The following is a 26,034-nucleotide window of genomic DNA, read 5'->3' on the forward strand; positions in this document are numbered from 1 at the left end:
ATCAATTATTCTAGTATAAAACTGACCGGTCCAAATGCCTTGATCTTATAGCTGAATTTCCCATGGATGATGTTGAGTGGTTTTCCACTTATCTCACCACGGAGATTCACCGGTGTCGCTTTACGAAACGGTCTACCCATAGGCAGCGTAACGCTAACCATACCACTATTACCACCTTGCTCCCATAGCCGGAGTAATGTACCTTTGTTACCATCAGGATCTTCACCAAAAGCAGTTACCAGCACGCCTTTTTGTGATAGTGAAATTCCTGTTTGCGATTGCGGAAGTTTCACCCCCTTTCCACTGGCTAATACAGCCATAAACGGTGTTCTTGCTTCTTCGGACTGTACAGCAAGATTTTCGGCAATTTTCTCTTCTGGAGCAATACCCCAAATCCGTACCCTTTCGCTCCAGGAGCCTTCTGTCCAATAAGGAAAATTGGTATTCCACATATTGTTGTATAGGTTTACAAAAACACTGGGTTGCTTTGGAAAATAATCATAATCATACTTCCAAAGTCCCGGTTCACCAAAACTTAACAATGGTGCATCTATAGCACAAATACCAGCTCCTGATTGTTCAGGAGCTACAATAGATGCACCACTTTGGACTGCATATAAATACCTGTTACCTCCCACAATCTGATCTTTGGCCAAATCCATAGCACCACCTAAACGCCCCAAGAGATATTTTGGTTGATTCACTTTAAAAGGAAAACAAAGCCACCCTCCCTCAGGCACTGTATTAGGCGTTTTGTTTATTATCTCCCATTCTATATCCACCCAAGGCAATGTTTTAGGAAAAGAAAAACTAATCGCAACTGCCTGGGCAATCGGGTTTGCATTTGTTGCGGTGAGTATAACCCTGATGCCGGCTTGTGATTGAGTGGTTTGCATTGTCCAATCAGCAGGCGTGCTCGCCTGGTAGGCAATATCATCGGGCATATTGGGTTTCAACCCGGCGTGTGGGTTATTCCTGGTATAATTTCGATCATGGTAATCTTTTGTTTGGGCATAACTAAAGCGCTCATGCAAAAATTGTCCAAGTACATATTTCGATTGCTGATCAACCAGTTCTTTGCCGGTACGTTTATCAAATAATGATACAATGCCACCTTTTTTAAGATCGAACTTTGCAGTATAAAAAGGAGTGGTTAAAATTGTGCTGTTTTTGATTTTAACTGATTTTGTATCACTCAACTCAATTACTTTGTATCCGTTGGCAGGAACATTTTCGGCAAGATACTTTTCTCCATTGAGCTCAAATAACCCACTGTGCTTCCATGGCAAAGGGTTATACACAATAATGTTGCCTGCTTTGGTTCTTACATTATCAGCCAATAATTTAAGCCTTGAAGTAAAATTGTCGCGAACAATACTGTCAGTAACATTGATGTAGTGTGCCTTGTCTCTGAAGCTGGACTCAAACCTTTTATAAAAACCTTCTTTTTTTGCACTTAAGAATGCCTCATTATACAGATAACAATCTTTATCAGCCAGGTTTGTTTTTCCATCAGGTGAAAAATAACCATTGGGTCCCCAGGCTCCAAAAGTATGTTCGCTGAAGAGCATGCTGTTTTCATAGGCTTGAGCTAAAGGAGATGCGAGCGGGCTTACCCCAATACCCCAGCTTTTAAGCTGGGTATTGAAAATATCCAGAGCAGGCACCAGCGGGCGAACTGTTCTTGCTGTTTTTGACTCCTGTGGCATGGCCATCACGCCATGTATCCAGGGATCTACCATGTCCCCCCGGATGGTCGGCACTTCAGGGTTTTCTTTCAGTAGTACTTTTGCATACTCATCCAGATCTGTTAAATGCAAACGTACACCTTTCATCCCCGCAACCTGCCTTTTAACATCTTCAATTTCTTTGGGTGAGGGTGGTCCTTCGTTGTCATGGGTCATAATTACAGCCAAATAATTTTTCGAAGGCCAGTTTTCCGGAGGTTTTACCCCCGAACCGTAATGAGGCGTATAGTTACACAGTATTTTAGATCCATCGGGACCTTCCCACCAGAAAAGTTGGGGAAGCCGCATGGGCTGCACGGTATAATTACAGCCAATTTGTAAAAATTTTATACCTGCGTGGTGAAGCAATGTAGGCAAAAGCCAGCTATGTGCCGGCACATCGGTCATCTTCGCTGCAATGGGTAACTTATGCCCATAGTCCCGTGCAATTTGTGAGGAAAAAACCAAACTACGGACATAATCCTCCGGCTCCATTACATCTGATTCTATAGTGGCGGGTAATGCATGTACGCTGATAGCACCTGATCTGAGTGCCTGTTCCACCTTCTGTTTTCGAACAGGAGTTTGCAAAGGGCCAAGTATAACGCCTTTCATCGGCCATCCGGCAATTGTCCATTTAAACCGGTCTTCCACAGGTTTCTGTTGATCGTTTTCTATTAAACGAATCGCATTGTCCATCATATCTTCGCGGTACTTCTTAAATACCTTCTCAGCTGACATGGTGTAACCTAAATCGCAATGCGTTTTAAAAACAACCCATACATCGGTTACCGCAGGTGCTTTTTTTCCTGGCAATAAATTGGCAGGCATTGGGGGTACTGATATTGGCGATATGGGCACATTGCCATTAATATATTGTGCACTCCCCCTAACAGGCCCAATTAATAATAAAATGGGCAAGATACATTTTATAATATTTATTATTTTTCTTTCCATAGTTTACCTGACCTTCTTTAGAGTAGCGTTGTAATGAGCCAAAACAATTACATCAAATATGCCTCTATGCATGGCTACTGATAATAAATTATAAACAAATTAATTATTGCAATACAAAACTAACCGGTCCGAATGCCTTAACTGAACAGCTGAAATTACCATTAATGACACGGATTGCTTTTCCTTTTACTTCTCCACGCAGATTTACTGGCGTAGCTTTACAAAATTGTTTAGCCGAAGGCAGGGTAACATTCAGTACACCACCAGTACCTGATTGTTCCCACAAACGCAATATAGTACCCTCACCATCTGGATTTTCGCCAAATGCAGTAATTAAAACACCTGTCTTTGAAAGGGAAATACCAGTTTTACTTACAGGCAATCCTCCTGGAGCACCATCAGCTATACCTGTTAATAAAGGTACCCGTGCTTCCCACCCATAATGGGTCAGGTTCGCAACTGTTTGCGTGCTCTTATCAACCAACCATAAACGTACATTTTCATCCCATGAACCCTCTTGCCACAAAGCGAAATTGGTATTCCACATGTTGTTATAAAGATTAACAAATACGGATGGAATACGTGGCACATAATCCATCGAATATTTCCAAAGTCCGGGCTCCCCAAGACTAATCAATGGAGCATCTGGTGAGGCTAGCACTACACCAGATTTGTTGGCCGCTGTTAATGCGACTCCAGTAGTAGTCGCCATGAGGTGCCTGTTGGTACCTGGAATAATATCTTTTGCAGGATCAATTGGCCCTCCTAAACGGCCCACGGTGAACCTCGGTTTTTCTACATTAAAAGGAAAACAAAGCCAGCCTCCTTCCGCCTGCTTGTCTGGTGTTTTTGAATCCACAGCCCAATTAACATCGATATAAGCCATATTGCGCGGAAAGGTAAATCTTAAAGTATATCCTTTTGCAAAACCATCAGTTGATACGGCTGTTAATGTAGCAACATCTGCAACTTGTGTGTGTTTGACATTTATTTCCCAGTCATTTGGTGTAAAATTTAGATATGGAATTTCCGATGCTTTAGGCATACCAGGTTTACCAAGATCATTTAAGCCCCAACCAGTTTTTACACGACTGTAAGCATTAAACCAGGTATCTACTTCATTAGAACTGAATCGTTCGTGTAAAAATTGTCCGACAACGTATTTCGAGGATTGATCTACCCATTCACGGCCGGTAGATTTTTCAACTAAAGAGGCAATCCCACCTTTTTTCAAATCAAAAACTACTTTGAAATATGGCGTACTAAAGGTTGAAGCTTCATCGTTTGTAAAATTTCCTTCATTTAACTCATTAGCGCCGTAAGAGCTATAACCAGAAGCGGGTATGTCTTTTACATAAAAATACGTTCCTTTTACCCAGGGATTTTCAATCACTCCGGATCTTTTCCATGGCAAGGGATTATAAACTACAATACGCTTGCCTTTCTTGTTAACTGATGCAGCCAATAGATTAAGGTCTGTATCTAGTCCTTTACGGACAATATCATTCGTGTTGTGGATATACTGGCGTTTATCATCATATGAACGTAACCATTTGCGTTTACTACCACTTTCTATCCGGTAAGCATTACTATTTTTAAGGGCGGCATAGTTATCATTTTCAGGGAGCGGTTCTGCAGCTGCCGCTATCATCCATTTTTTCCAGGCATCGCCATAGCTATAGCGTGGACCATATTCGGCGTTCATTCCCCAGGTATGTTCAGCATATAACAAACTTTGCTCATAAGCTTTAGCCAGCTTTGAGGCAACAGACTTAACCGGGATACCCCAAGCTTTCATTTGTGTATTTAACCCATCCAGGGCTGATTCAAGTGGACGGATATTTCTTCCGGTTTTTGCTTCCTGTGGATTGGATTGCAGGCCGTGAATCCAGGTATCGGGACAATCCCCCTTTACGGTTGGAACATTCGGATTCTCAGCAAGTACAGCTTTAGCAAAATCATCAAGTGTTCCAAAATGGATTTTCACACCTGGCAACTCTTTGGCAGCGTAAGCCAGGAGCTTATCTATCTCCGCTGCTGTTGGTGGTCCATGGTTATCGCCCGTCATTTGCATAGCCAGGTAATTTTTACATGGCCAGTTAGGCGTTGGTTTGATATCAGAACCATATTCTGCTGTATAATTGCATAATACTTTCGACCCGTCAGCACCTTCCCACCAAAAAAGCTCTGGAAAACGTGGGTATTGGCTGGCTGGGTTACAGCCCAATTGCAAAAATTGTATGCCTGCATTTTTTAATAAAGTTGGCATAATCCAGGAATGACTGGGTACATCAGTCATTTTGGCACTAATGGGCAATGGAACACCGTATTTCCTGGCTACTGCAGAAGAAAAACCAAGACCCCGTACGAGGTCTTCATAATCAAGCGATTCTGTATGTGTAGTAAAAGGAAGGCCATGAACCACCAGTGTACCTTCTTTTATGGCTTTTTCAATTCTTGCTTTTCTTTCGGGCGTTTGCAGCGGCCCCAGTATTTGCGCCTCCAGTGGCCAGCCCGAAACAGTCCAGGCAAAGCGCTTTTCTTTTGGTTGTGTTTTACTTTTTTCAATAATGCTTAATGCATTATCCATCATTTCTTCCCGGTATCGCTTAAAAACGTTTTCAGGGAGATCAGTAAATCCCAGATCGAAATGCGTTTTAAATACTACCCAGATATCTGTTACCATCGGCACTTTTTTAGCAGATAACGGATTGGTGTACCTTACCGGTATTGGCGAATTAGCTACACTGCCATTAATATACTGCGCAGAAACGTTGGCTGAGCTTAGCCAAAAAATAAAGAGACTAATTATGGAAAACTTGAGGCATTTGAGAATAAAGGCAAAGCCAGGACGATATCTAATTGCTTTCATGTGGTTTACATTTGGTTAGATAAAGCTAAGGTACCTCCAGCGTTTCTTTCAGACTCTTTGCGAAAAAAAAATGTCAATTTGCGAATGATAACCTAAACAATATGACATTATCTGGTTATTAAAAAATAGCCAGTGCTGAGGCAGTCTTCTTTGAGGCACAGCATCAGGATGTAATGGGATCTTAAGGTCTATCGATAAAATGAAAATACCCGAGCTCACCGCTCAGGTATTTTCACACGCTTATTATTACTTAAAAACTCTTCAAAAAAAATTAATTAAGGGTGATGATTTCTTCAACTACACGATAGGATCCTGCCGTGCCTGTGCCATATCTCACCTTGTAGGTTTTGGTAACCGGATCGTAGGTATTGTTACAGGAGGTAGACCCCGGGAACGCCGCATTTGGTGTATATGGGGTTGGCAGGCCAGCAGTAAACATGGTATAAGGTGCACCAGTAGCCAATGGTGGACCAGGAGCAGCGGTAATGGTTAAGGTATTATCTGGGTTTACCACAATTAAAGCTTTATAACCTGTACTGGCCAAATCGGCAAAACCAATGACGATACCATTTGTCCCACTAGGCACCCAGGTTTTTACCGCAGTTAACACTTTAGATCCTGTAGGTTGGTATAAGTAGCCTGATGTGGCCGCCGTATAGCTTGCTGCAGACATATCTACCGGACTGGCTGTAGCAGATATCACATCGAAAGAAGTCGCATCTGGTGCATAAATAGAGCGGTAAGTGATTGCAGTTCCAGCTTTATAGTTGGGTAGCTTCGTTGATACCGATGGTGAAGGGACAGTGAGGGTCTGAGCTGTTCCGCTTACATCAGTATATTTTATTTCTATATACTGTTCACTGATTAGTGCTGTACCCCAATTGATGGTTATAAAGGGAAAAGCACTTAAAGCAACGGAGGTTATGGGCCTGTTGGTTTTGGGTACTGTACTTAGATAGTTATCGCCGAACATATTTCCAGAAACATTAGTCACTATCGATTTGTCATTTCTGGAGTTAAAAGTGTACACCTCAAAATTATTGGTACCTTCGTTGAGATGCTGATCAACAAAAACCCTTACGGTATCTCCATTACTTCTTACAACAGGAACCTCCAGGGAATCGGCGCGATTGTTCCAATATAATTTAATTCGGGCGACCAATGGATCTGGTCCAAGTGCTACTTTTAACAAAACCCGTTTATTTCCTGTTTGTGCAATTACAGCGGTTGGCTTACCAGGATAAGAACGCTCTCCGCCAGCTGCAAACTTTTTATAATCGTCATCTCTAGTGCACGAGCTTAGGTATAAGACCGTCACAAGGAGAAAAGGATAGATTAAACATTTTATCTTTTCCATAATTTTATATCGTTAACTGATTATTATTTAATTAGGTTATGGCCTGGGATCACCATACATCGCAATTTCAGTAAAGTTTACATAAGGGCCATCGGACCAGTTCCTCAGGGTTTTCCATCTAATGTAACGGACTTTAGGTGCATCTAATGGAATGGTAATGGTTTCACCAGCAAGAGCGGCTTCATTATCTGCAGTAGATAATTGTCCGTTAGGCAAGCCGGAAGGTTTGATCTGTTCATAGGTTGTTAACAATGTCCAGCCGTTAAAACTACCATCAGCAGCAGGGTTATTAGAGCCCCATATTTCCACTTTTCTCGGTGCATGCAGGTCAAAATAAAAGCCCGATCGCATCCACCAGACCATGCGGCTTATTTTAGCCGTAACCCCCATATCGTAGGTAAACCATTGCGGCATTACATTACCGGAGTTGGAGTGGTAATATGGCGCTGCCCCGGTAATCGAAACCCCATCAAAAAGGGCCGCTACAGTACCACTAAAGCCTAATGTAGCGTCGGTAGGTAATTTTACTTCCTTCATTAATGTCCGCTCTAGCCTAACTTCATACAAAGGGGTAAGGCTAATGGTTAAAGTATCCGAGAGATTACCCCATCGGTCCCGCACGTATACTCCAAATTTGGCTTCAGTGGCCTTCAGGTCTCTGGTTAAGATTACACCCTGTTTTAAATTGGTATAACCCGTGTTTACAGGGACAAAATCACCCACACTATTGTTCATTAAAATAACAATTGCAATATCTGCCTCTGTTGAATTTTGATAAGCAACATCAATTCCACCAAAATTAGCCGTTACCTGAAGGCTGTTCCGGATAAGTTTAAAGGGTGCAGTAAGTGGTTTAACGGTAAGTGATGTTGGTTGTGATATATTCCCTCCTTTATCAACGGCGTACAGTTTTACTTCATAGCTATCGGTATCCCCAAAACCAACAACGGTCAAGGTATTGTTGTAGGAACTCACTTTGGTTTCCCTTGCTTCACCTTGTTTAGTAGTGTATACTGCTCTTACATATAATAAATCCAGATCGGGTGGCACTTTGTAAGTTATTTTTGCCGCACCGCTAAGATTAGTTACAGTTACTCCTGTTACCGGGCCTGGGGCTACCCCATCGTTTTCTATTGGTGCTATTGCGGATTGTTTGCAAGCGTGTGTTACCATGGCAACCAGCAGGCAAAGGGACAATCTATATATTAATCGTTTCATTTTACTTAAGTTTAATATTAAATAAATCAGGTTTTATAAACTGAACACTGCTTACCAGCCCGTATTTTGCACTAAATTTGGATTTACCTGCAAATTACTTTCCTTTATAGGCCAGAGATAGTCTCTTGGGCTAACGAAAGCTTGGTTAAACAACAACACCCTGGTATTGTAATCTGCAAAACTTGCTGTAGAAACATTCCAACCGTAAATTGGGGCATTAAGCTGAGCGCCCGCTTTCTTCCAGCGTCTCAAATCCCAAAAACGGCTTCCTTCAAAGGCCATTTCGATTGCTCGCTCCTGCTGGATGATATCTCTTAACCCACCTTGGCTAGTGTATTTACCAGGATTATTTGAGAAATTCGTCCAGGAGCTTTCTACACTTTGCAAACCTGCCCTATCCCGAATTTTATTTAAATAGGTTAATGGTGTTGCTAAATCCCCGGTTTCATTTAAAGCTTCTGCGTAAAGCAGGTACAGGTCTCCCAGCCTGATAATTGGCCAGGGATAATTTTCAGTAGTAATTCCCCCGTTAGCACCAATAACCAGATTCCAGTTGATCAGTTTTTTGGTAAAGTAGCCCGTTATGGAATAATAGAGGGACTGTTTTTTTGCCGAAATTTGTGTGAGTTTATTTTGGATATTCAATGGCGGGTTTTGATTACTCTGCATATACATTTTAGAGCCATCAAATGCAATATCAGCGTAAAAACGTGGTTCTCTGTCAAAATGCAAACCTACAGTCTGGTAATTGTTCTGCAAACCCTGGTCAGTAGCCGTTGTTGCCTTCAGGGTATACCGGTTGGCATAATCCCAGGTTTTGTCTTCGGTAATGGGCACACCATTTTTGGTATAAAATAATTCGGCCATTTTTAAAGTTGGGGCCAGCTGTCCCCTCAAACCATTATCAAACTGTGGTGCCGCAAATAAATTCGGACAAGCAGTTCTTTGAAGGTAATTGGTAGAAGCTGTACTACCCCAAATTAATTCCTGGTTCCATTTCTGACATACAGCATTTCTAATGCTCATTTCCGTTTTGGTTGCCTCATCAACAACCTGAAGGCTGGTTGGGATAAACCTATAAAGGGAAGCACCTGAAACTTCTGCAGCATCAATAGCTGCTTTACAGGCATTAGCGGCACGTTGCCATTTCTTTACATCATAGCTGGGGTTAAACAGCGGTTGTCCATCCTTACTTCTCAAATTACTGAAATCAGCGTTTCCGTTAAATAATGGGCTGGCTGCTGTTACCAATAATCTGGCTTTGATAGCTAATGCTGCAGGCTTTGTAATCCGGCCCAATTCGGTGCTTGCGTTCAAAATCTTATCGGGCAGCCCCGAACCTTGTCCTGCAGCTGCCTGATCCAAGAGATCAGCAATATAGTTCACAACTGAATCGACAGGTTTGCGGCTTAGCTTTACCTCTTCGATAGATGCCGTAATCGGTAAATTCTTATCAACGATAGGAATTGGCCCATACATTCTGAACAAATACCAATGTAAATAGGCTTTGAGAAATTTTACCTCGGCAATCCAACGCTCTTTCTCATAAGGTTGCAAATCGATTGGTTTATCCACATTTTCCAGGAAAATATTACAATTACGAATGCCTAACCATAGCGATTTAGCGCTGCCGGATCCATCCCAGTAATTCATAGCCGGGTTTACCCTGCTTTGCAATCCCTGGGCAATATTAAAAGGCTCAAAAGAAGCGTAATCACTCGCTAAGGGGTTTGGGTAAATCCAAAACTCGTCGCCCGTATTCATGCCCGGGTTAAAATCAGGGTTTGCATCATTTGGCAATGCCGAGTAACAGGTAAATAAAAATTTTTCCGCTTCATTCCGATTGGTAAAAGCATTATCCAGTGTTGGTACATTATCTGGCACGATGTCCAGGAAGCCTTTTTTACAGGAGGGTATCACCAAAGTTAATGCCACCGCTGATAAAATAAGATATGTAGTTTTAAATAGTTTCATCTCTTTTGTTTTTAAAATTTAGAACTGAACGTTAACTCCAAAATTGTATACCCTTTGAAGCGGATAACCTAATCCGTTACTTCCTTGTTCAGGATCCCACATGGTGAAACTGCTTTTGACAAATAAATTGGTAGCATTGCTATAAATTCTCAAAGAACCAATACCAAATTTGTTAATCCATTTCCCTGAGACATTATAGCCAAGTTCAACAGTTTTTAATCTTAAAAAAGAACCGTTACGCATCCACCAGTTAGAAACCTGGATATTGTTTGAATTAACAGTTGAACTTAAGCGTGGCCAAAAAGCCTGCATATTTCTGTTATCCTCGGACCAATAATTATCGGCTATACTTTGTAAAAGCCCATTTTGATAATTCAGAGGTTTATTTGGATCGGTACCAAAAGCAAATGGTGTAATTTTGGTTGGATCAATCCAGAAGGATGAACGGGCAGAGCCCTGGAAAAATCCACTGATATCGAAATTTTTATACCCTGCGGATAACCCAAAACCATAAACGATCTCCGGTGTGGTTGGTAAGCCTAACGGAACGATATCCAATGGACTGATGATACCATCACCATTCACATCTCTGTACTTAATATCCCCACCCCTAACCGGGTCCAGACCAGTGCCAAAAGCCTGGCGAGGTGAATTCCTTACCTCTTCATCATCCACAAACAACCTTTCGGCGATATAACCATAATTTTGTCCAAGAGAGTTGCCCACTTTAGAAAGGTAGGCTAAGTCAGCGCCATAATTTGGCTCTTCATTAACCAGCAATTTACTAGTAGCGTAAGTAAATGTCCCCCGTGCCTGTAACCATACCTTTCCAAAATTTTGATTGTAATCTAAGGAAACATCAATACCCTTCGATTCAGCTTCACCAACATTGGCCTGAATGGCAGCAGAAAGCCCCATGGTGCTTGGAATATAGCTCCTGGTCATTAGAATATTGCTCCTGTGATTTTGATATGCTTCCACAACCAGGTTTAAGCTATTAAACAAACTTAGATCCATCCCCAAATTGGTGGTTTTTGTTTTTTCCCAGGTAATTGCATCATTTGGATACCTGCTTATAGAAACAGATGGCCTATTATAACTGTAATCCGTTCCGAAACCTCCCTGTGCGGCTCCATTTAAATTCACATTAGCCATATAGAAGAAACGGTCTTCAGGCTTTCCAATCTGATCATTGCCCACCAAGCCATAAGTTGCCCTGAATTTAAGCTTAGATACGACACTTCTTAAGGGTTCAAAAAATTTCTCGTTACTTGCATTCCAGGCCACACCTACCGACGGGAAAAAACCATAGCGGTTATTTTGGGCAAAGCGCTCAGAACCATTGTAGCCAAAATTAGCCTCAAAAAGATATCGGCTATCATAACCATAGGTTACCCTGCCCGAAAGCCCCTGGTTTCTGGCAGGAAGCGAAGACTGAAGATCGGTACCATTTGCCGTTAAATAATTGCGCATTGTGGTAATCAATAGCGCGCCAACTGCATGTTTTTGAGAGAAGGTTCTGTTATAATTTACAGCAGCCTCCATATAAGTGGTCGTATTTGCCTTCCGTTCTCCCGGCGTATAGTTAAGATATTCTGTAGGGGCCGGGGTGCTTTGTTCATTTAACAATGATAAGGTGTAATTACTTCCTTGTGCATCTACAGGATTTGCACCATAAAAGAAGGGGAAGAGTTGCCTGTTCAAGGCAAAATAAGAATACCTTGAGGTGTAGCCCATCACCCGGGCGGTAAGTCCTGGCGTAATAAAATTAAAGTCTTGCTTAACTTCAAGCTGTACATTTAATGTTGAAGTATTGTAAGCCTGAAAACCAGAAACCATACTAGCATATGGATTATTATAAAAAACATTCCCGCTACCAATCAGGGCATTCCCGAATAAAGGATGTTTCACTAAAGGCAGTGCTGATTCGGGATAGATAGCAGGAAATAATACCGGATTTGATGCAAGGGCCTGAGCAAAAATACCGGCCCCACCGCCTATTGGCCCCTGATAATCATCAAAACTACCTGAGGTTCTTACAATCCCCTCCGTAGTTGGGGTGAGTTTTACATTAACATTCGAACGTACCTGATAGCTTTTTAATTTAACGTTATTATCGTATGCGTTCAGCGCCTCGTTTTTCAATACGCCATTGTCGATATTATAGGTTCCGGCAATGTAATACTGGGCAACTTTGCCTCCCCCACTCATATTCATGTTAAAACGCTGGTTTAAGGTATAGTCTTTAATTAGCGTTTTTATCCAGTCATTATTGGGGTAAAGATAGGGGTTCCAGCCCGCGGCAGTGCGGTCGATTTTCGTTTGTGAATAAGGTTGTGGAGCAGATTTGGAACCTGGCAAGGTGCGCGTTAATACCGCTTCATTGGCCATTTTCATATAAGTAATATTATCTGCCAGTTTAAAATTCTGCACATTCGAGGATAGCGAATTTTCCGCCCTGAAATTAAATTTCGTTTTACCGTCAGCACCAGACTTGGTAACAACCAATATGACCCCATTTGCTCCCCTTGCCCCATATAATGATGATGCAGCGGCATCCTTCAATACAGAAAAACCAGAAATATCGTCTGGCTGCAGCCTCGCCAAGTCTGTTGGCGTAGATTCCATCCCGTCGATCAAAATTAAAGGATCTATCTTTCCCGCTCCAAAGGAGCCTACTCCCCGGATAAAAAATTGTGCATTGTCTGACCCAGGCTCGCCACTTCTCTGATAAGCTACAACGCCGGATAAGCGTCCGGCCAGCATGGTGGTTAAGTTACTGGTAGGCCCTTTCAATTCTTTGGGGTTAATCGTCGTAATCGAGCTAACCAAACTTTCCTTCTTTTGAGTTCCGTAGGCCACCACAACTTTAACCTCTTCCAAGGAATTTTCGTCTTCTTGCAGCTCTACATTAATGGTCTTGCGTCCTGCAATAGCTATTTCTTGTTTCTTATGACCAACAAATGAAAAAACAAGCGTTCCTGTCCCATTTGTTAATTTAATTGTATATACACCCTCTCCGTTGGTAACACCGCCAGTGGTAGAACCTTTTAGGGTAACACTTACCCCAGGCAGTGGGCCGCCCTTTACATCGGTAACTTTACCTGTTATAGTAACAGTGGTCTGAGCGGTTACCTCAAAAGCCATGACCATAAAAAACAACAGGTGGCAGAGGTACCTCACTCTTAGCCGGGTTAAAAAAAATCGATTCTTCATATTTGTTTATTTGGTTTTAATACATCTTAATAGCTCCTTGGAAGAATTCCCTCCCCAAATAAGCAGGATTAATGACAAACAGTTAATTAGCTGGCCAAATACAGTTTTTAGTTACATTTTAGCATTGCCAGCAGCAAATTCATGTTGTATTTTTTTAGTTCATAGGCAATATATTTTAGCTGTTTATGGATTAAAAATTAATTAAGAATGGATTATTTTGCTCAGCATGCTTCCCTGCTGAATTTTGATGATTAAAGACTAGTTTAATATAAAACTGGAGGGTCCAAATGCCTTAACATTCCAGTTAAACTTCCCGCCAAGAATACTAATAGGCTTTCCACTTACTTCTCCACGAAGGTTGATTGGCGTAGCTTTGCTAAAGACCCCTTTCCTAGGCAGCGTGATGGTAACTAGGCCTGAACTGCCTGCCTGTTCCCAAATACGAAGCAGCGTACCTTTATTACCATCATTGTCTTTTCCATAGGCTGTTACCGTAATGCCTTTGCGGGAAAGGGTAATGCCTTTTTGCAAGGCCGGTAGTTTACCTGTTGGATTTTGCGGGATTACGGCTTCTAAAGGATTTCGGGCTTCCAAAGCTGGAACTGTCATTTGATCCTGTTTTGAGGTATGTCCATCAAAGCTCCATATCCTCACTCGGGAGCTCCAGGACCCGGGATACCAATAACGATAATTGGTATTCCATTGGTTGTTATACAAGTTGATATAAACGATCGGTTTTTTAGGAACAAAATCACGTGAAAATTGCCAAATCCCCGTGGTATCTAAGCTAATTAGCGGATGGTCCAACGGAGCTACCGCAATACCCTTTCCACCGGTCCCTGTAATGGTAAGCCCTTGCCCCACAGCATATAAATTTTTGTTTGCACCAGTGGCAATATCGGTTGCAGGATTCATAACACCCAATTGGCGATAGACTTTAAAAACCGGGTCTTTAATGTTAAACGGAAGCGCGAGCCAATCGGCCTCTGGCCAGTTATCTTTTGCCTTGTTCAGAATTGTTATTTCCAAATCAAGGTAAGGCTGCCCATCGGTAAGGGTAACCACTAGTTTTGTTGCCGGTAAATGATTGGCAGTATCGGCAGGCATTTCCAGTGTTGCGGTTTGTTGCAAAGCACTAATTTTAACGCTTAAGCTACCTCCCTCTGGTGAGGCTTTGCGATAAGGCACCTGCTTTTCAGAAATCATTCCAGGTTTATTGATACCAGGATGTAGCCAGTCAACATTCTTCTGTTCCAACTCCCAAGCCCGGTGCTGTTGGTAATCCGATGTATATTTTGCGCTTTGTTCATAGGTAAACCGTTCATTAACGTATGCACCCGTTTGGTTACCAGACAAATTTGCCGCCCAATCATGACCGGTACGTTTATCAACAAGCGATTGAATAGTACCTTTACTGGCATTGAAAGTTATTTTATAAAACTTATTTTCGATAAATGAATTGCTTGACTTCGAACCGGTCTCTTTGCTAACTAATGGTACTGTGGCATAACCTCCTGCAGGGATATTTTTCGCCCATATCTGTTGACCATTTACCTCCACAAGTCCACTTCGCGCCCAGGGTAAAGGGTTGTATACAATGGCGGTATTTGGGGCCGCTTTAACTGATTGTGCCAGCATTTTCAAGTTGTCCTGTTTGATTTGGCTGGAAATATTCCATGCAGTACGGACATAATTGGTTTTATCTTCCCAGGAAGCCTCTAAATTGGCAAATTTACCAGCAGGTAATTTTTTAAAGTCGCTGCCGTATTCTTTTACACTGGCGGAGCCTCCCCAGGTATGCTCGGCATATAAGGCCATTTTTTCGTAGGCTTTCGCAATAGAGTCACCAATAGCCGGAATAGTTAATCCCCAGTTTCTCATTTGTGTATTCAGCAGTTCATCAGCCGCCAGCAAAGGCGCTGTTGCTCTAGCCAATTTGAAACCTCCCGGGTCACACATGGCACCATGTACCCAAGTATCGGGCATTTCTTTCTTGAAAACAGGTATCTTAGGGTTATCGGCTAAAAAGTCTTTAACAAAATCATCCATTGATCCGGTCCTCACCCTTACCCCTGGCATCGCTTTACGCACCTCATCAAACAATGCTTTCACTTCGCTCGGCTTTGGAGGACCACTATTATCCATGGTTACCAAAATAGCAGGCCAAACTTTGTAAGGCCAGTCAGCAGGAGGTATTAAATTTCGGCCAACATATTTTTCGCCTTTGCTCCATTTGTGCGGATAACTAAGTCCAGTAGCTGTACCATAGTTACTGGAATAAAAGGTAAGCAAACGTGAGCCATCAGGGCCTTCCCACCAAAACAAACCTGGCGTTTCCACATATCCACTGGGCCAGTTGCAACCAATATGCAAAAATTTCACACCTGCATTTGCCAGTACTGTTGCCAGCGATCCAGCCTGAGAAGGCATATCGGTAACTTTGGCGGCTATCGGAATCGGCAATTGATAGCGTCTGGAAAGATTGGACGCAAAGCCAAGCCCTCTGGTAATTACCTCTGGCTCGCAAATTTCTGACTCTATAGTAAAAGGCAAGGCATGGGTTAAGAATCGTCCTTTACGGAAAGCTTCATCCAGTTTTTTTCTTCGTTCCTCTGTTTGTCCCTCCCAAGGCTCCATCACTTTCGACATCACCCAGCCTGGTGCCGTCCATCTAAACTGTTCCTCCTTAGATGAGGATTGTGATGATTCCATGGTCTTGAGTCCCCGATCAATCATATCGGTGCGGTAGTATTGAACAAGATCATTTACCCTGTGGGTATAACCTAAATCGAAATGCGTCTTAAATACTACAATGATTTCTTTGACATTTTGGTTTCTTTGGACTGCTTCGCTTTCTCTATTTTGTTTTACAAGCGACTGGGCAGATAAATTCTTATGAAAAGCTGTAAAAAACAGCAGAGAGAACAGGACAAATCTTCTTCTAAGCGTAATGTGGTTTTTCATCCAGTTGCTATTTAGATTCTGTAGTGCATTGATTAGTTAATTCTCTGGTTTTGGGCCAAGTATAGCAACAAGAAGAAACCTTGAAGAAGTAACGTGTAAGCATAGGCTCACAGTTAGCTTTATCGTTTGACTCCTTTAAATCTATATTTGGTATTGTAAATCTAAAACACCTTCAGCACATGGATTGAGCACTTTGCGAAAAAAAACTGTCAATTTGCGAAGACTAAACAATACCACAAACAACTAAAAATCAAGTTATTAAATAGCACACTTATAGCAGATATCCCAAAGAAGTTAAATCAAAACATCTTAGAAATCTGGGAGCTGAAAGCGCAGGAAATATCAATAGGTTACGTATCAAAATAGGAGAATAGTACTGACGACAATCCATTGTCTTTAGGCCTTAAGTATAAGGTTATGACAGCAATGCGGTGTTATTACAGTAGAAGAAAAAATAAAAGGATGATCTGGTCATATTGATTGAGCTGATATGCTTCTATCCTATCTCATTAGGTCTAAATACAGGGTACATTAAAATCTTCTGAAATTGTTTCTATATTCCAGAAGCCCCGAATGGGTATATTGTTTAAAATATCTGGTAATATTATCAACATTTCGAAAATCCAGTTCCCAGGCAATTTCCTTCACGGTGAGGTCGGAGTTTACCAATAAGAATTTAATTCTTTCAATCCGCTTTTTCTTGATTTCTTCAAGAATAGTTGTTTTGGTTATGCCTTTGAATTTTTTTTCGAGCACCCTACGGGATAAGGTAGTATTTTGAACCACATCTTCAACAGAAATATCCTTATAAGGTGCAGTATTAGCAATATAGTGTAAGGCTTTACGCACCTGTTCATCAGCTATAGCCAATGCGTTTGTGGAGTTTCGCGTAACTATCGCTCCAATGCCTACCAGGATATCCCCCTCAGGTGGTTCATTGTAAGCCAGCCATCTATGTAAAGCTAAAGCCGTGTCAAAGCCAGCCTGAATTGCACCTTGCCCTACAGAAGACAAAGATGGGCTGATCATCTCGCAGATCATGATATCGTTATCTACTCCCATTATCGAGATATCATCGGGTACTTTTACGCCAAATTCCTTTGCCGCTTCTATTAATGGAACATTTAATTCATCAGTGGCCGAAAAAATGGCACATGGTGTTTTTATTGAAGCCAACCAGTTTACAAGCTTAACTGGAAGTTCTTCCCACTTTAAAGCCTGTGTATCATATAGGAATGTATTAACGGTATATCCCAATTTTTCAATAGAAAAGCAATAGCCCATTTGCCGTTCAACAGACCAGTAAAAATCTTTGAGGCCAAAAAATGCAAAATTATTATATCCCCTTGAGGTGAAATAGTCCGCAACCAACCCGCCAAGCTCATTACCATCACCCCTTAGGTTGATATGCTCTGGAAGAGGTTGATTAAATGGCAGTACAATAATTGGAATATCTAACGCTTCCAATTTATCTAATCCCGGTACCTCATTGGTCAAAATAGCATCAGGTTTCCAATCAATAATTCGTTGTATCAGCTTAGCGCCATTATCAATATCGGTATAATAAGGCGGGGAAAGAAAGAAAATAAATTTATCGTGAAGTTTATTAAAGTTTGTAATTCCCGTAAGGATATCTCTGTCGTATACCCTGGAAACCTGCAACAAGATCGCGATTCTAAATTTCTTCTTATTCATTAGATTTGATATTTATCGGTAGCGGGCTAAAGCCTTTATTTGGTTTGCAAACCTATTATAAATATGGCACAAAGAAATGAAAAAGCAATTCTTCATTATACAGATGTTATGCTCTCCATTTGTACTATTAACCTGATTTCTTTACGCTACCCATTACCGCTCATCTCTCACAGCATCAGGGTTTTTCCATTCGTCTATTCTCTGGCTGTTTCAGCTTTAAATATCAGTTTATCCTGCATACGACTAGCCTCAGGTAATTCCAAGAATACACTGCTCATCTACCAGATGATCAATTTTAGGAAGCAACTGTTGCATATGTCTGTTAAGGACAGACCAGTTGACAAAATAAAATCGACTACACATTTGCCTATTATCCCTGAGTTTTGATGTAGCCGGATTTGTGATGCTTTCTACCTTAATTTGGTCTTGGATTTCATTTTTCGGAACATCAAGATAAACCAATGGGCCATCCCAGTTACTTAAGGCAGCGCCAGTACCGTAAACAATGCTAATATCTGCATCAGTATCTGCTTTTAGTAAAGCCAATTTTTGTGGATCAAAAAAATCGATAAGCTCTCCAGGAAGTTCTTTACCAAGAACACTATCGTCATCATTTAAACTTTCCTTGATCATTTCATCAATGACATCCTCCCCTTTTAAGCAGGCCGTAATCTCATACCATAGTGGCCTGGTTCCCTGCGCCACTAAAGCAGTATTTAACTGTTTTCGAAACTCAGTCCAGCAAACTACACTAATGCCATCAATGATTGCCTTTTTATTCAAAGCAATTTTTTTTGCCAGTGTATCTAATCCTGTTTCGATTTTTTCTATTGGTATTTGAAAGGAAGGATAAAGGTTAGAGTCATGATCAGCTGTTTCATTACCAGGGGGAAATAAGGGTGGTAGCGTTTCTCTATAAGAATAGTTTTGTTTGATTTTTTGATTTGAATGATCACTGGATGCAACTCTGCTTGCTTTTTCTTTTGCAAGCAGAGCCGCTCCGGTAATAATGCATTCTTCTGTATCATCACAAAACATTACTTTGGTTCTGCAGTTACTATTCACCAACGCCTCACAAAATTTTTCACCGAATAAATGCCAGGCCCTGGCAATCTTACCTCCGATCACTAGCGTTCCGCAGTCAAATTTAATTAACCAGGGAATTAGGAATTCAGCGAGGTTCGCACCAAAAGTTTCAAAAATAATTTTGGCTTCCATTACTTCCTCAGCCAGCAAGGCAAGTGCTTTTACTGATAGAATTTCTTTACCACATACCTTCTTAAATTCATTAATAAACCATCTGCTTGAAAAATAATCGTCAGCGGTAGAATTTTTAAACGATTCGCAGTAAAATGCCCCGGATTCGGGAATACCTGCGTGCTGGAAGACCAAATCACCATTTTCCAAAAAGGCAGAACCAAAACCTGTGCCAAGTGAAATAGTGACTGCGAATTTGCTTTGCAGATTCAGAAACCTATAAACCCCTACCGCGAAGCAATGAGCATCATTTGCAAAATACAGCTCATTTTTTTCTGGCAGATGTCCAAAATTGTTAAATGCTTCTGCTAAATTCAGTCCAAAAGCATTCTTGAATTTCCCACCCACCCCGTAAATTTCACAAATACCATCTTCGTAATTAAATGGTCCAGGTATCGCAATACCAATAATTACCCTCCCGGTCGTTTGGGCAATCAACTCGCTAATCACATGACTAATGATATTGACAATTGCCAGGCTACTACCGCTTGTATCTAGCGGCTTATATATGATTTCGGATTGTCTAGAAGCTGACACCGAATTGGTTACAATTGCCCCACAAACGTGACTTCCACCAATATCCAATCCGATACAACTACTCTGCTTATTCATTTAACCTTTTGTTTAAATTATTTTACAATTACATAAAAAACCTGGCAATTATTACTTAAAAAATGCCTTCCATTTTTCAATCAATACTATCTGAGAACGGTTCCCCAAATTATGGCTGTACCGAAACCGAATAATAATCCCCCAGAATAGTCACACCTCGACAAGTACAATAAAATTATTTTTCTGTTATTGACGTATTCATGGTAATTAATCTAAAGAGCTTATAGTTGGTACACTATTGATGAGTCGCTGGATGTCATCCTCTCTATCGGGGAATAATTTGGGGAAAAACTGGCTACTTAACAATTGATCCTGAGGCATTGGCGGAAAATGACCCAAAGCTTCCAACCGTTCGTAGCCAGCTGTATTTCCCATCGTGTCCTGTCCCATGCTATTAATTACTACGGCTCTGCGCGATCTCTGTGAAGAGTTTGCGTAAGAGCCATGCATCATTAAGGGATGATGAAAGCTGGCATATCCTTTAGGCAGTTCGTTGGCAAACTTCTTTTCAAAAGCCAGCATTTGATCTGTATCTAAAATTTGCCTAACCGCATCCATATCGCCAGCCAAACCAGTCACAGGTAGCAAACCCCATTTATGGCTACCAGGAATATAGTAAAGACAGCCATTGTCTATATTAGCATCATCCAGACCAATCCAACAGGTAAGGTGCTGCATTGGCTTTGTAAATGTCCAATAAGAAAAATCCTGGTGCCAGGCTACTACCCCACCGTGTTTGGCTGGTTTGCAAAACAACTGATCGTGAAAAAGTCTAAAAGGTTGACCTAGCAACTGGTAAGCTGCCATACGGTAGGCTGGTGCCCAAATCAGATCGTGAAAGCCCGGAGTAACACGCCAGGCACCAATGGCATGAAAAAGCACTTTATCTGGATCTTCCGATTCATTACTTTCATAATGATAAAACAATTCTTTATCTTCCGGACGACCACTTTGCAGGCGTATAAGTTCAACATTCAGCGCATCAACTTGTTGCTCGGTTAGTATTTTGATACCAGAAAGATAACCGTTTTCTTTAAAAGAATCGATCTGTTCTTTTGTCAACACATATTGCTCCCATTCTGCCGCAGTTTTTGGCTGCTGAAATAAGTGACCAATTGGGCTGCTATAATTAGCCAAATCGAATGGATTTGTTATAAATGTGGTTTTCATATCAAAAATTATTTTGAGAATTTATATGATTGGCTTGTTAATTGGCATATTCTATTTTTTTTCCGAGGCACAAAATCTTAACTCCTGTTTTTCTATCCTCTCAGCTGTATCATTTTCATAGTTAAATGCATTAAATTTAAAATGATAGATTTTTCTTACAGACTTATTTGATTCATTTTGTTATGCCCCAGGTTTTGTTAGGGCTTGGCCCTAAATCTATTTTCATGGTGCCTCCGTTTGCAAACACGCTAAAAGGAAATTTGAAACTCGTCCAAGTTTTACCGTTTATTAGCACAGATTGGATATAGGTATTATCTTTTTCCACCGGAGATCTGGTTTCTATCACAAATGTTTTTTTACCTGGAAGATGAAAAGTAATTTTATCAAAAATAGGTGAGGTAATTTCTAAAGACGGATTGATATTGGCCAGTCCCTGCACATTAAACAAACCTACCGACATTAGTGTGCTTAAAGCACTCATTTGTCCCTGGTCTTCATCGCCTTTGTACCCGCTAGAAGGAGTTATGCCACCAAAAGTGATCTCCTTAACTTGTCTGACCCAATATTGGGTTTTCCAAGGAGCGCCTGCATAACTGAATAGGTGAGCAATCTCACAACTGGGTTGGTTATCATAATCTACCAGTGCCCCGCCATGATGGCCGTGATCGGCAGCAAATTCGACACTCACCGACTTTTGAAAACTAGTATCTAATCTTTTAATAAAGGAATCATTGCCTCCCATTTTCTTAATCAAACCGTTTACATCCTGTGGCACATAATAACTATAAACAGCACTGCTTGATTCTATAAAACCAGGCATTGCAAAACCGCCAGCGCTTCCTCCCCTGAGGTCCAAAGGGACAAAAGGGCTTAGCCATTTGCCTAACGTATCTTTCGGGCGTATATAGCCAGTAGAGACATCAAATAGATTTTTCCAGTTCCCAGCCCTTTTCAAAAACAGCTGGCTGTCTTTCTTTTTACCCAATGTTAAGGCCATATTGGCTACGCACCAATCCTGATAGGCATATTCAAGGGTCATGGCTGCGCCGCCCCTGTGAAAACCCTGGCCACGCCCCTGGATTTCGATTGGAACATAGCCATATTTAAGGTACCAATCTATTCCACCACCTGCGGGATTTGGCCCTGATTCATAACCCGCCCTATCTTTTATACCGCCTGGAAAAGCATTTTTATAAGCTCCCTTGTAAGCCAGTTCTTTATCGAAGGTAGCCCGGCCAGTCTGCATTAATGCAGCCAGCAATGGTACTGTTTGATCCCCCACCATAACATAGCACTCTTCTCCACCCCAGGAGGTGCGCCCCAATAGTCCCATATTTTTATAGTAATCAATAAAAGTTGAGGCTAGATTATTGCCGAATTCCGGATACACCATAGACCATAAAATATTCAAGTTCCAATGTGAGCCCCATAAGCCATCCGCATCCAAAAAATGATAAGCAGGAACGCCCTTGTTCATAGAAACCTGCCTTACAACGGGCTTATCTCCATTATTATCGATATAAGCGCCGTTTACATCTTCTGCTATTCTTCGGCCCATTGCAGTGTGCGCCAAATCAGTATAAAATTTAGTCTGTTGCTTTTTAGTACCTCCCTTTATTTCTATCCTTCCTAAATATTCATTCCAGGCTTTTGTTGCTTTGGCAGCAACCAGATCAAAATTCCAGTCAGGAATTTCAGTATCAAGGTTTAGCTTTGCATTTTCAGTACTTACGTAAGAAATCCCAACCTGTACCATAATTTGCTCATGAGCTTTAAGGTCATAATAGCTAACATAAAGACCGGCTTTTTTATCATCGACCATATCACTTTCAGCCAATACTTTTTGTGCCGATGTTTCGCTTTCTGCTTTCCAGAAATTCAACTTATTAAACGGCTTGCTAAAGCGGGCAAAGAAATAAACCTTAAAGGGTTTCTTTCTTCTAAAGGTTGGACTATTTACCGAATAGCCCGCTACCTCAGTACTGCTAACTTTTTTTGCATAGGCCCTGTCCATCGATACCGGCCCTAATGGCGCCGTTAAATCCATGATAATGTGCGCTTCTTTGGCCTCAGGAAAAGTATAACGATGAAAACCAGCCCTCAATGAAGCAGTAAGTTCTGCTGTAATGCCATAATCATCGAGAACCACTTTATGATAACCAAGATGGGCAATTTCAGATTGATGGGTAAATTTACTTTTGGAGGAGGCTAAACCTTGTAATGCTTTACAAGTGCCCACCACTGGCATTACAGGAATACCAGCCGTTTGTGCATTATGTACATGACTGAAGTTAAGCACATATCCATCATTATAGCGATAACCTGCATCCCATAAATCACCATGCCGTGTATCAGGACTTAGCGCCACCATACCAGATGGCAGAGTTGCCGACCCGAAAAAATCGTAACGCGGTTTTTCTGTAGCTACAAATGGGTTAACTAAATTGGCAGGCTGTTGTGCAAATGCCTGGTTAAGTGTAAGTAAAAGTAATAAAGAAAAGAAACTTCTCATTTTTTGTGGTTATTTTTGATTAATGTCCGTTCGTATTTATTTACTGTTTAGGCAAGGTTTATGCTCGGTAAAAGGTCTGATTTTCAAAAAGACTCCTGATAAAAAATATTGCTACGATATACTTCATGAACAATTACTTAAGAAAAAACTATCCTGCCAGTTAAGGTAGCCAAGTGTTTTCTTCACCGTTTCCATAGATTACTTCTTCATTTATTGCAGTTCTTATTGGATAGTAAAAACAAGAAAAATCATTAAGAAAACTACAGGGTCTAGCCTCAGGCAACAATTTTTCACTGGCTCATTTAAATTTGGTTATGTAAATCTAAGAGCCTTTTCGGGGAAAACATTATCGGATTGCAAAAAAAAACAGTCGATTTGCGAATCCATTAAAAGCGCGTTTCAATTGGCTCTACCGAATGATTGATATGTTAATGAAAAAAACTGGAAGTTTTACTTATTTTGCGTAAACCATTTTGGATCCTATTCCACCAATTTTAAGGTATGAAGAAAAAAGACATTCAGTGTCGGAAGCCATCAACTCTGCGCTCATTCAATATCTTTTATACTAAAAAATAAAATTGCCTTTACCCTGTAGAAGTTTTTTTTAAATATTACAAAGTATTTAACCAAGCGCTTTATACAAATACAACTTAAGATTTGTAAGTTTGACTATCATAAAAAACTTTCGGTTTAATGACAGCATCCCCTTTCTTTAATATCAAAAAAGAATGAAATACCGACTAAAAATATATTTTACCTTAATCACATTATTTTCAGTCTGCCATGTCATTTATGCGCAATCAGATAGACGTACAATAGATAGTTTAAAAGTTCATCTATCCACAGCATCTTCCAAACTTGAAAAGGTAAGGACCATGTTAACCCTTTCCAAACTGGTTGGTAAATCGGATGCTAAACAGGCATTGGTTTATGCCGAAGAATCGATGCAGCTGGCAAATGAAATCGAATTAGATACCATTATCAATAAAGCAATCATCAATCTGGCCAGGGCTTATTTACAAATTGGAAATTATCCAAAATCTTTAACTATCTATCAGGAGATTATAAAAAGTAAAACCGCAAAATCAAATGACCTTTTGGCGGCGTACAATGGAATTGGCATCATTAATTACTACCAGAGAGATTATAAAAACGCCATTAAATATTACAATAAGGCCCTTCAGTTTTCCACTACCGAGAAGTCAGAAATAGAACGTGAAAAAAAATTAAAGGAAAGCCTTTTAAATAACCTGGGAATCATTTACGAAGAGATGAAGGAATTCGACAAATCGAACTTCTTTTATAATGAAGCCTTAAAGATCTGCAAACAATTAAATGATGAGGAGAACCTGGTTCACGTACTAACCAATCAGGGCAGGCTGTTTCATAAACAAGGTAAAAATGAAATGGCACTTCAGCATTACCTCGAAGCATTGGCAATCCGCGAAAAAAACAATGATCAATCGGGCGTAATCCTATCGTACGATGGTTTAGGGGAGTTTTATTTTGAGCTGAAAAATTACCCTTTAGCAGAGAAATACTTAAAGGATGCCATTAACCTTGGAAAACAAACAGGCGACCTGTTAACGGTACGCCGCGCTTCTACCAACCTGTATAAACTCTATCAGCAACAAGGCAATTATCAGCTAGCCTTTGAGTACCTGATGTTAAACAAACGGGTAAGCGACTCGCTATTTAATGCCGAAAAATCTAATAAGATTACCCAGCTGGAAATGCAGTTTGAGTTTGACAGGAAACAAAAGGAGAAAGAAGCAAGCCAGCGCGAAAAAGAGTTGACTTACCTATTGGCAGGGGTTGGCCTTGTTTTATCGCTGATTATTGTGAGTCTCTTATTTTACCTGCAAAGAAATAAGGCAAAGAATTCAGTACTCGAACAGGCGCATTTAAAACGAGAGAAAGAAAGTTTAGAAAAAGACATCGAGCTAAAAAACAAGGAACTCACTACCAACATCTTGCATCTGATTCAGAAAAATGAGCTTATTGACCATATTTCGGAAAAACTGCTAAAGATGAAGAGCGGTATGGATCAGGACGTCCAACCTGCAATGCAAAAACTCGTATCAGATTTGCAGTCAAATTTACGTCCCGAGATTCTGAAAGAATTTGAATTCAGATTTCAGCAGATACATGAAGATTTTTACGATGTGCTTAACGAAAGATTTCCGAACCTTAGTCCGAGCGAGAAAAAATTATGTGCTTTTTTAAAATTGAACATGACTACCAAAGAGATTTCGGCCATCACTCATCAAAACATTAAATCGATCGAAATCGCACGAACCCGCTTACGTAAAAAGTTAAACTTAACCGGCCTTGATTATAACTTAGTCACTTTCCTTTCACAGCTTCAGCGGCTATAATTTACCACATTTAAAACCCCAATACCTGCAAATCCTTTTATCCCCGCTGCCGGTAAAAAAACTGAGCACCTTGGCTTTTTTATCCTTTTTAGGCAAAGAGCACCCTTTATTTGCATTTAAAGGCA

12 protein-coding genes are annotated in these 26,034 nt (G+C 40.8%); 1 reads left to right on the forward strand and 11 read right to left on the reverse strand.

All coding sequences use genetic code 11. The features are described 5' to 3' along the window. Positions 1-5: 5 nt before the first annotated feature. The 11 genes from DBR40_RS21675 to DBR40_RS21725 all read right to left on the reverse strand — a co-directional run bounded on the left by DBR40_RS21675 (position 6) and on the right by DBR40_RS21725 (position 23,531). The gene (locus DBR40_RS21675; RefSeq protein WP_124561826.1) at positions 6-2,684 is read right to left on the reverse strand and encodes a hypothetical protein; all 2,679 of its coding nucleotides are present in this window, start codon (positions 2,682-2,684) and stop codon (positions 6-8) included. A gap of 103 nt (positions 2,685-2,787) precedes the next feature. Continuing rightward, positions 2,788-5,556: a DUF5054 domain-containing protein gene (locus DBR40_RS21680; RefSeq protein ID WP_124561827.1), complete on the reverse strand. Its 2,769-nt coding sequence runs from the start codon at positions 5,554-5,556 to the stop codon at positions 2,788-2,790. 271 nt (positions 5,557-5,827) lie between these two features. Continuing rightward, on the reverse strand, positions 5,828-6,913 hold the full coding sequence (locus DBR40_RS21685) for a DUF4998 domain-containing protein (RefSeq protein ID WP_124561828.1): 1,086 nt from the start codon (positions 6,911-6,913) through the stop codon (positions 5,828-5,830). A 36-nt stretch (positions 6,914-6,949) separates the two neighbouring features. Further along, entirely contained in the window at positions 6,950-8,131 is a 1,182-nt protein-coding gene (locus DBR40_RS21690; protein WP_124561829.1) for a DUF5000 domain-containing lipoprotein, read from the reverse strand. 51 nt (positions 8,132-8,182) lie between these two features. After that, complete coding sequence (locus DBR40_RS21695; protein ID WP_124561830.1) at positions 8,183-10,105, reverse strand: RagB/SusD family nutrient uptake outer membrane protein; 1,923 nt, start codon at positions 10,103-10,105, stop codon at positions 8,183-8,185. A gap of 18 nt (positions 10,106-10,123) precedes the next feature. Continuing rightward, entirely contained in the window at positions 10,124-13,321 is a 3,198-nt protein-coding gene (locus tag DBR40_RS21700; RefSeq protein ID WP_124561831.1) for a SusC/RagA family TonB-linked outer membrane protein, read from the reverse strand. A 258-nt stretch (positions 13,322-13,579) separates the two neighbouring features. Beyond that, positions 13,580-16,285: a glycoside hydrolase family 38 C-terminal domain-containing protein gene (locus DBR40_RS21705; RefSeq protein ID WP_124561832.1), complete on the reverse strand. Its 2,706-nt coding sequence runs from the start codon at positions 16,283-16,285 to the stop codon at positions 13,580-13,582. 531 nt (positions 16,286-16,816) lie between these two features. Next, positions 16,817-17,980: a XylR family transcriptional regulator gene (locus tag DBR40_RS21710; RefSeq protein WP_124561833.1), complete on the reverse strand. Its 1,164-nt coding sequence runs from the start codon at positions 17,978-17,980 to the stop codon at positions 16,817-16,819. 249 nt (positions 17,981-18,229) lie between these two features. After that, a complete protein-coding gene (locus DBR40_RS21715; RefSeq protein WP_124561834.1) occupies positions 18,230-19,849 on the reverse strand; it encodes an ROK family protein in 1,620 nt (539 codons plus the stop codon). A 207-nt stretch (positions 19,850-20,056) separates the two neighbouring features. After that, positions 20,057-21,019, reverse strand: a complete 963-nt coding sequence (locus tag DBR40_RS21720; RefSeq protein ID WP_124561835.1) for a phytanoyl-CoA dioxygenase family protein — start codon at positions 21,017-21,019, stop codon at positions 20,057-20,059. Positions 21,020-21,191: 172 nt separating this feature from the next. Continuing rightward, positions 21,192-23,531 carry a GH92 family glycosyl hydrolase gene (locus tag DBR40_RS21725; protein WP_124561836.1) on the reverse strand — a complete coding sequence of 780 codons (2,340 nt, stop codon included), beginning with the start codon at positions 23,529-23,531 and terminating at the stop codon, positions 21,192-21,194. A gap of 728 nt (positions 23,532-24,259) precedes the next feature. Here DBR40_RS21725 and DBR40_RS21730 point away from each other — a divergent pair. Further along, complete coding sequence (locus DBR40_RS21730; protein WP_124561837.1) at positions 24,260-25,909, forward strand: tetratricopeptide repeat protein; 1,650 nt, start codon at positions 24,260-24,262, stop codon at positions 25,907-25,909. The last annotated feature ends 125 nt before the right edge of the window (positions 25,910-26,034 follow it).

It is taken from the genome of Pedobacter sp. KBW01 (assembly GCF_003852395.1).
Classification (GTDB): Bacteria; Bacteroidota; Bacteroidia; order Sphingobacteriales; family Sphingobacteriaceae; genus Pedobacter.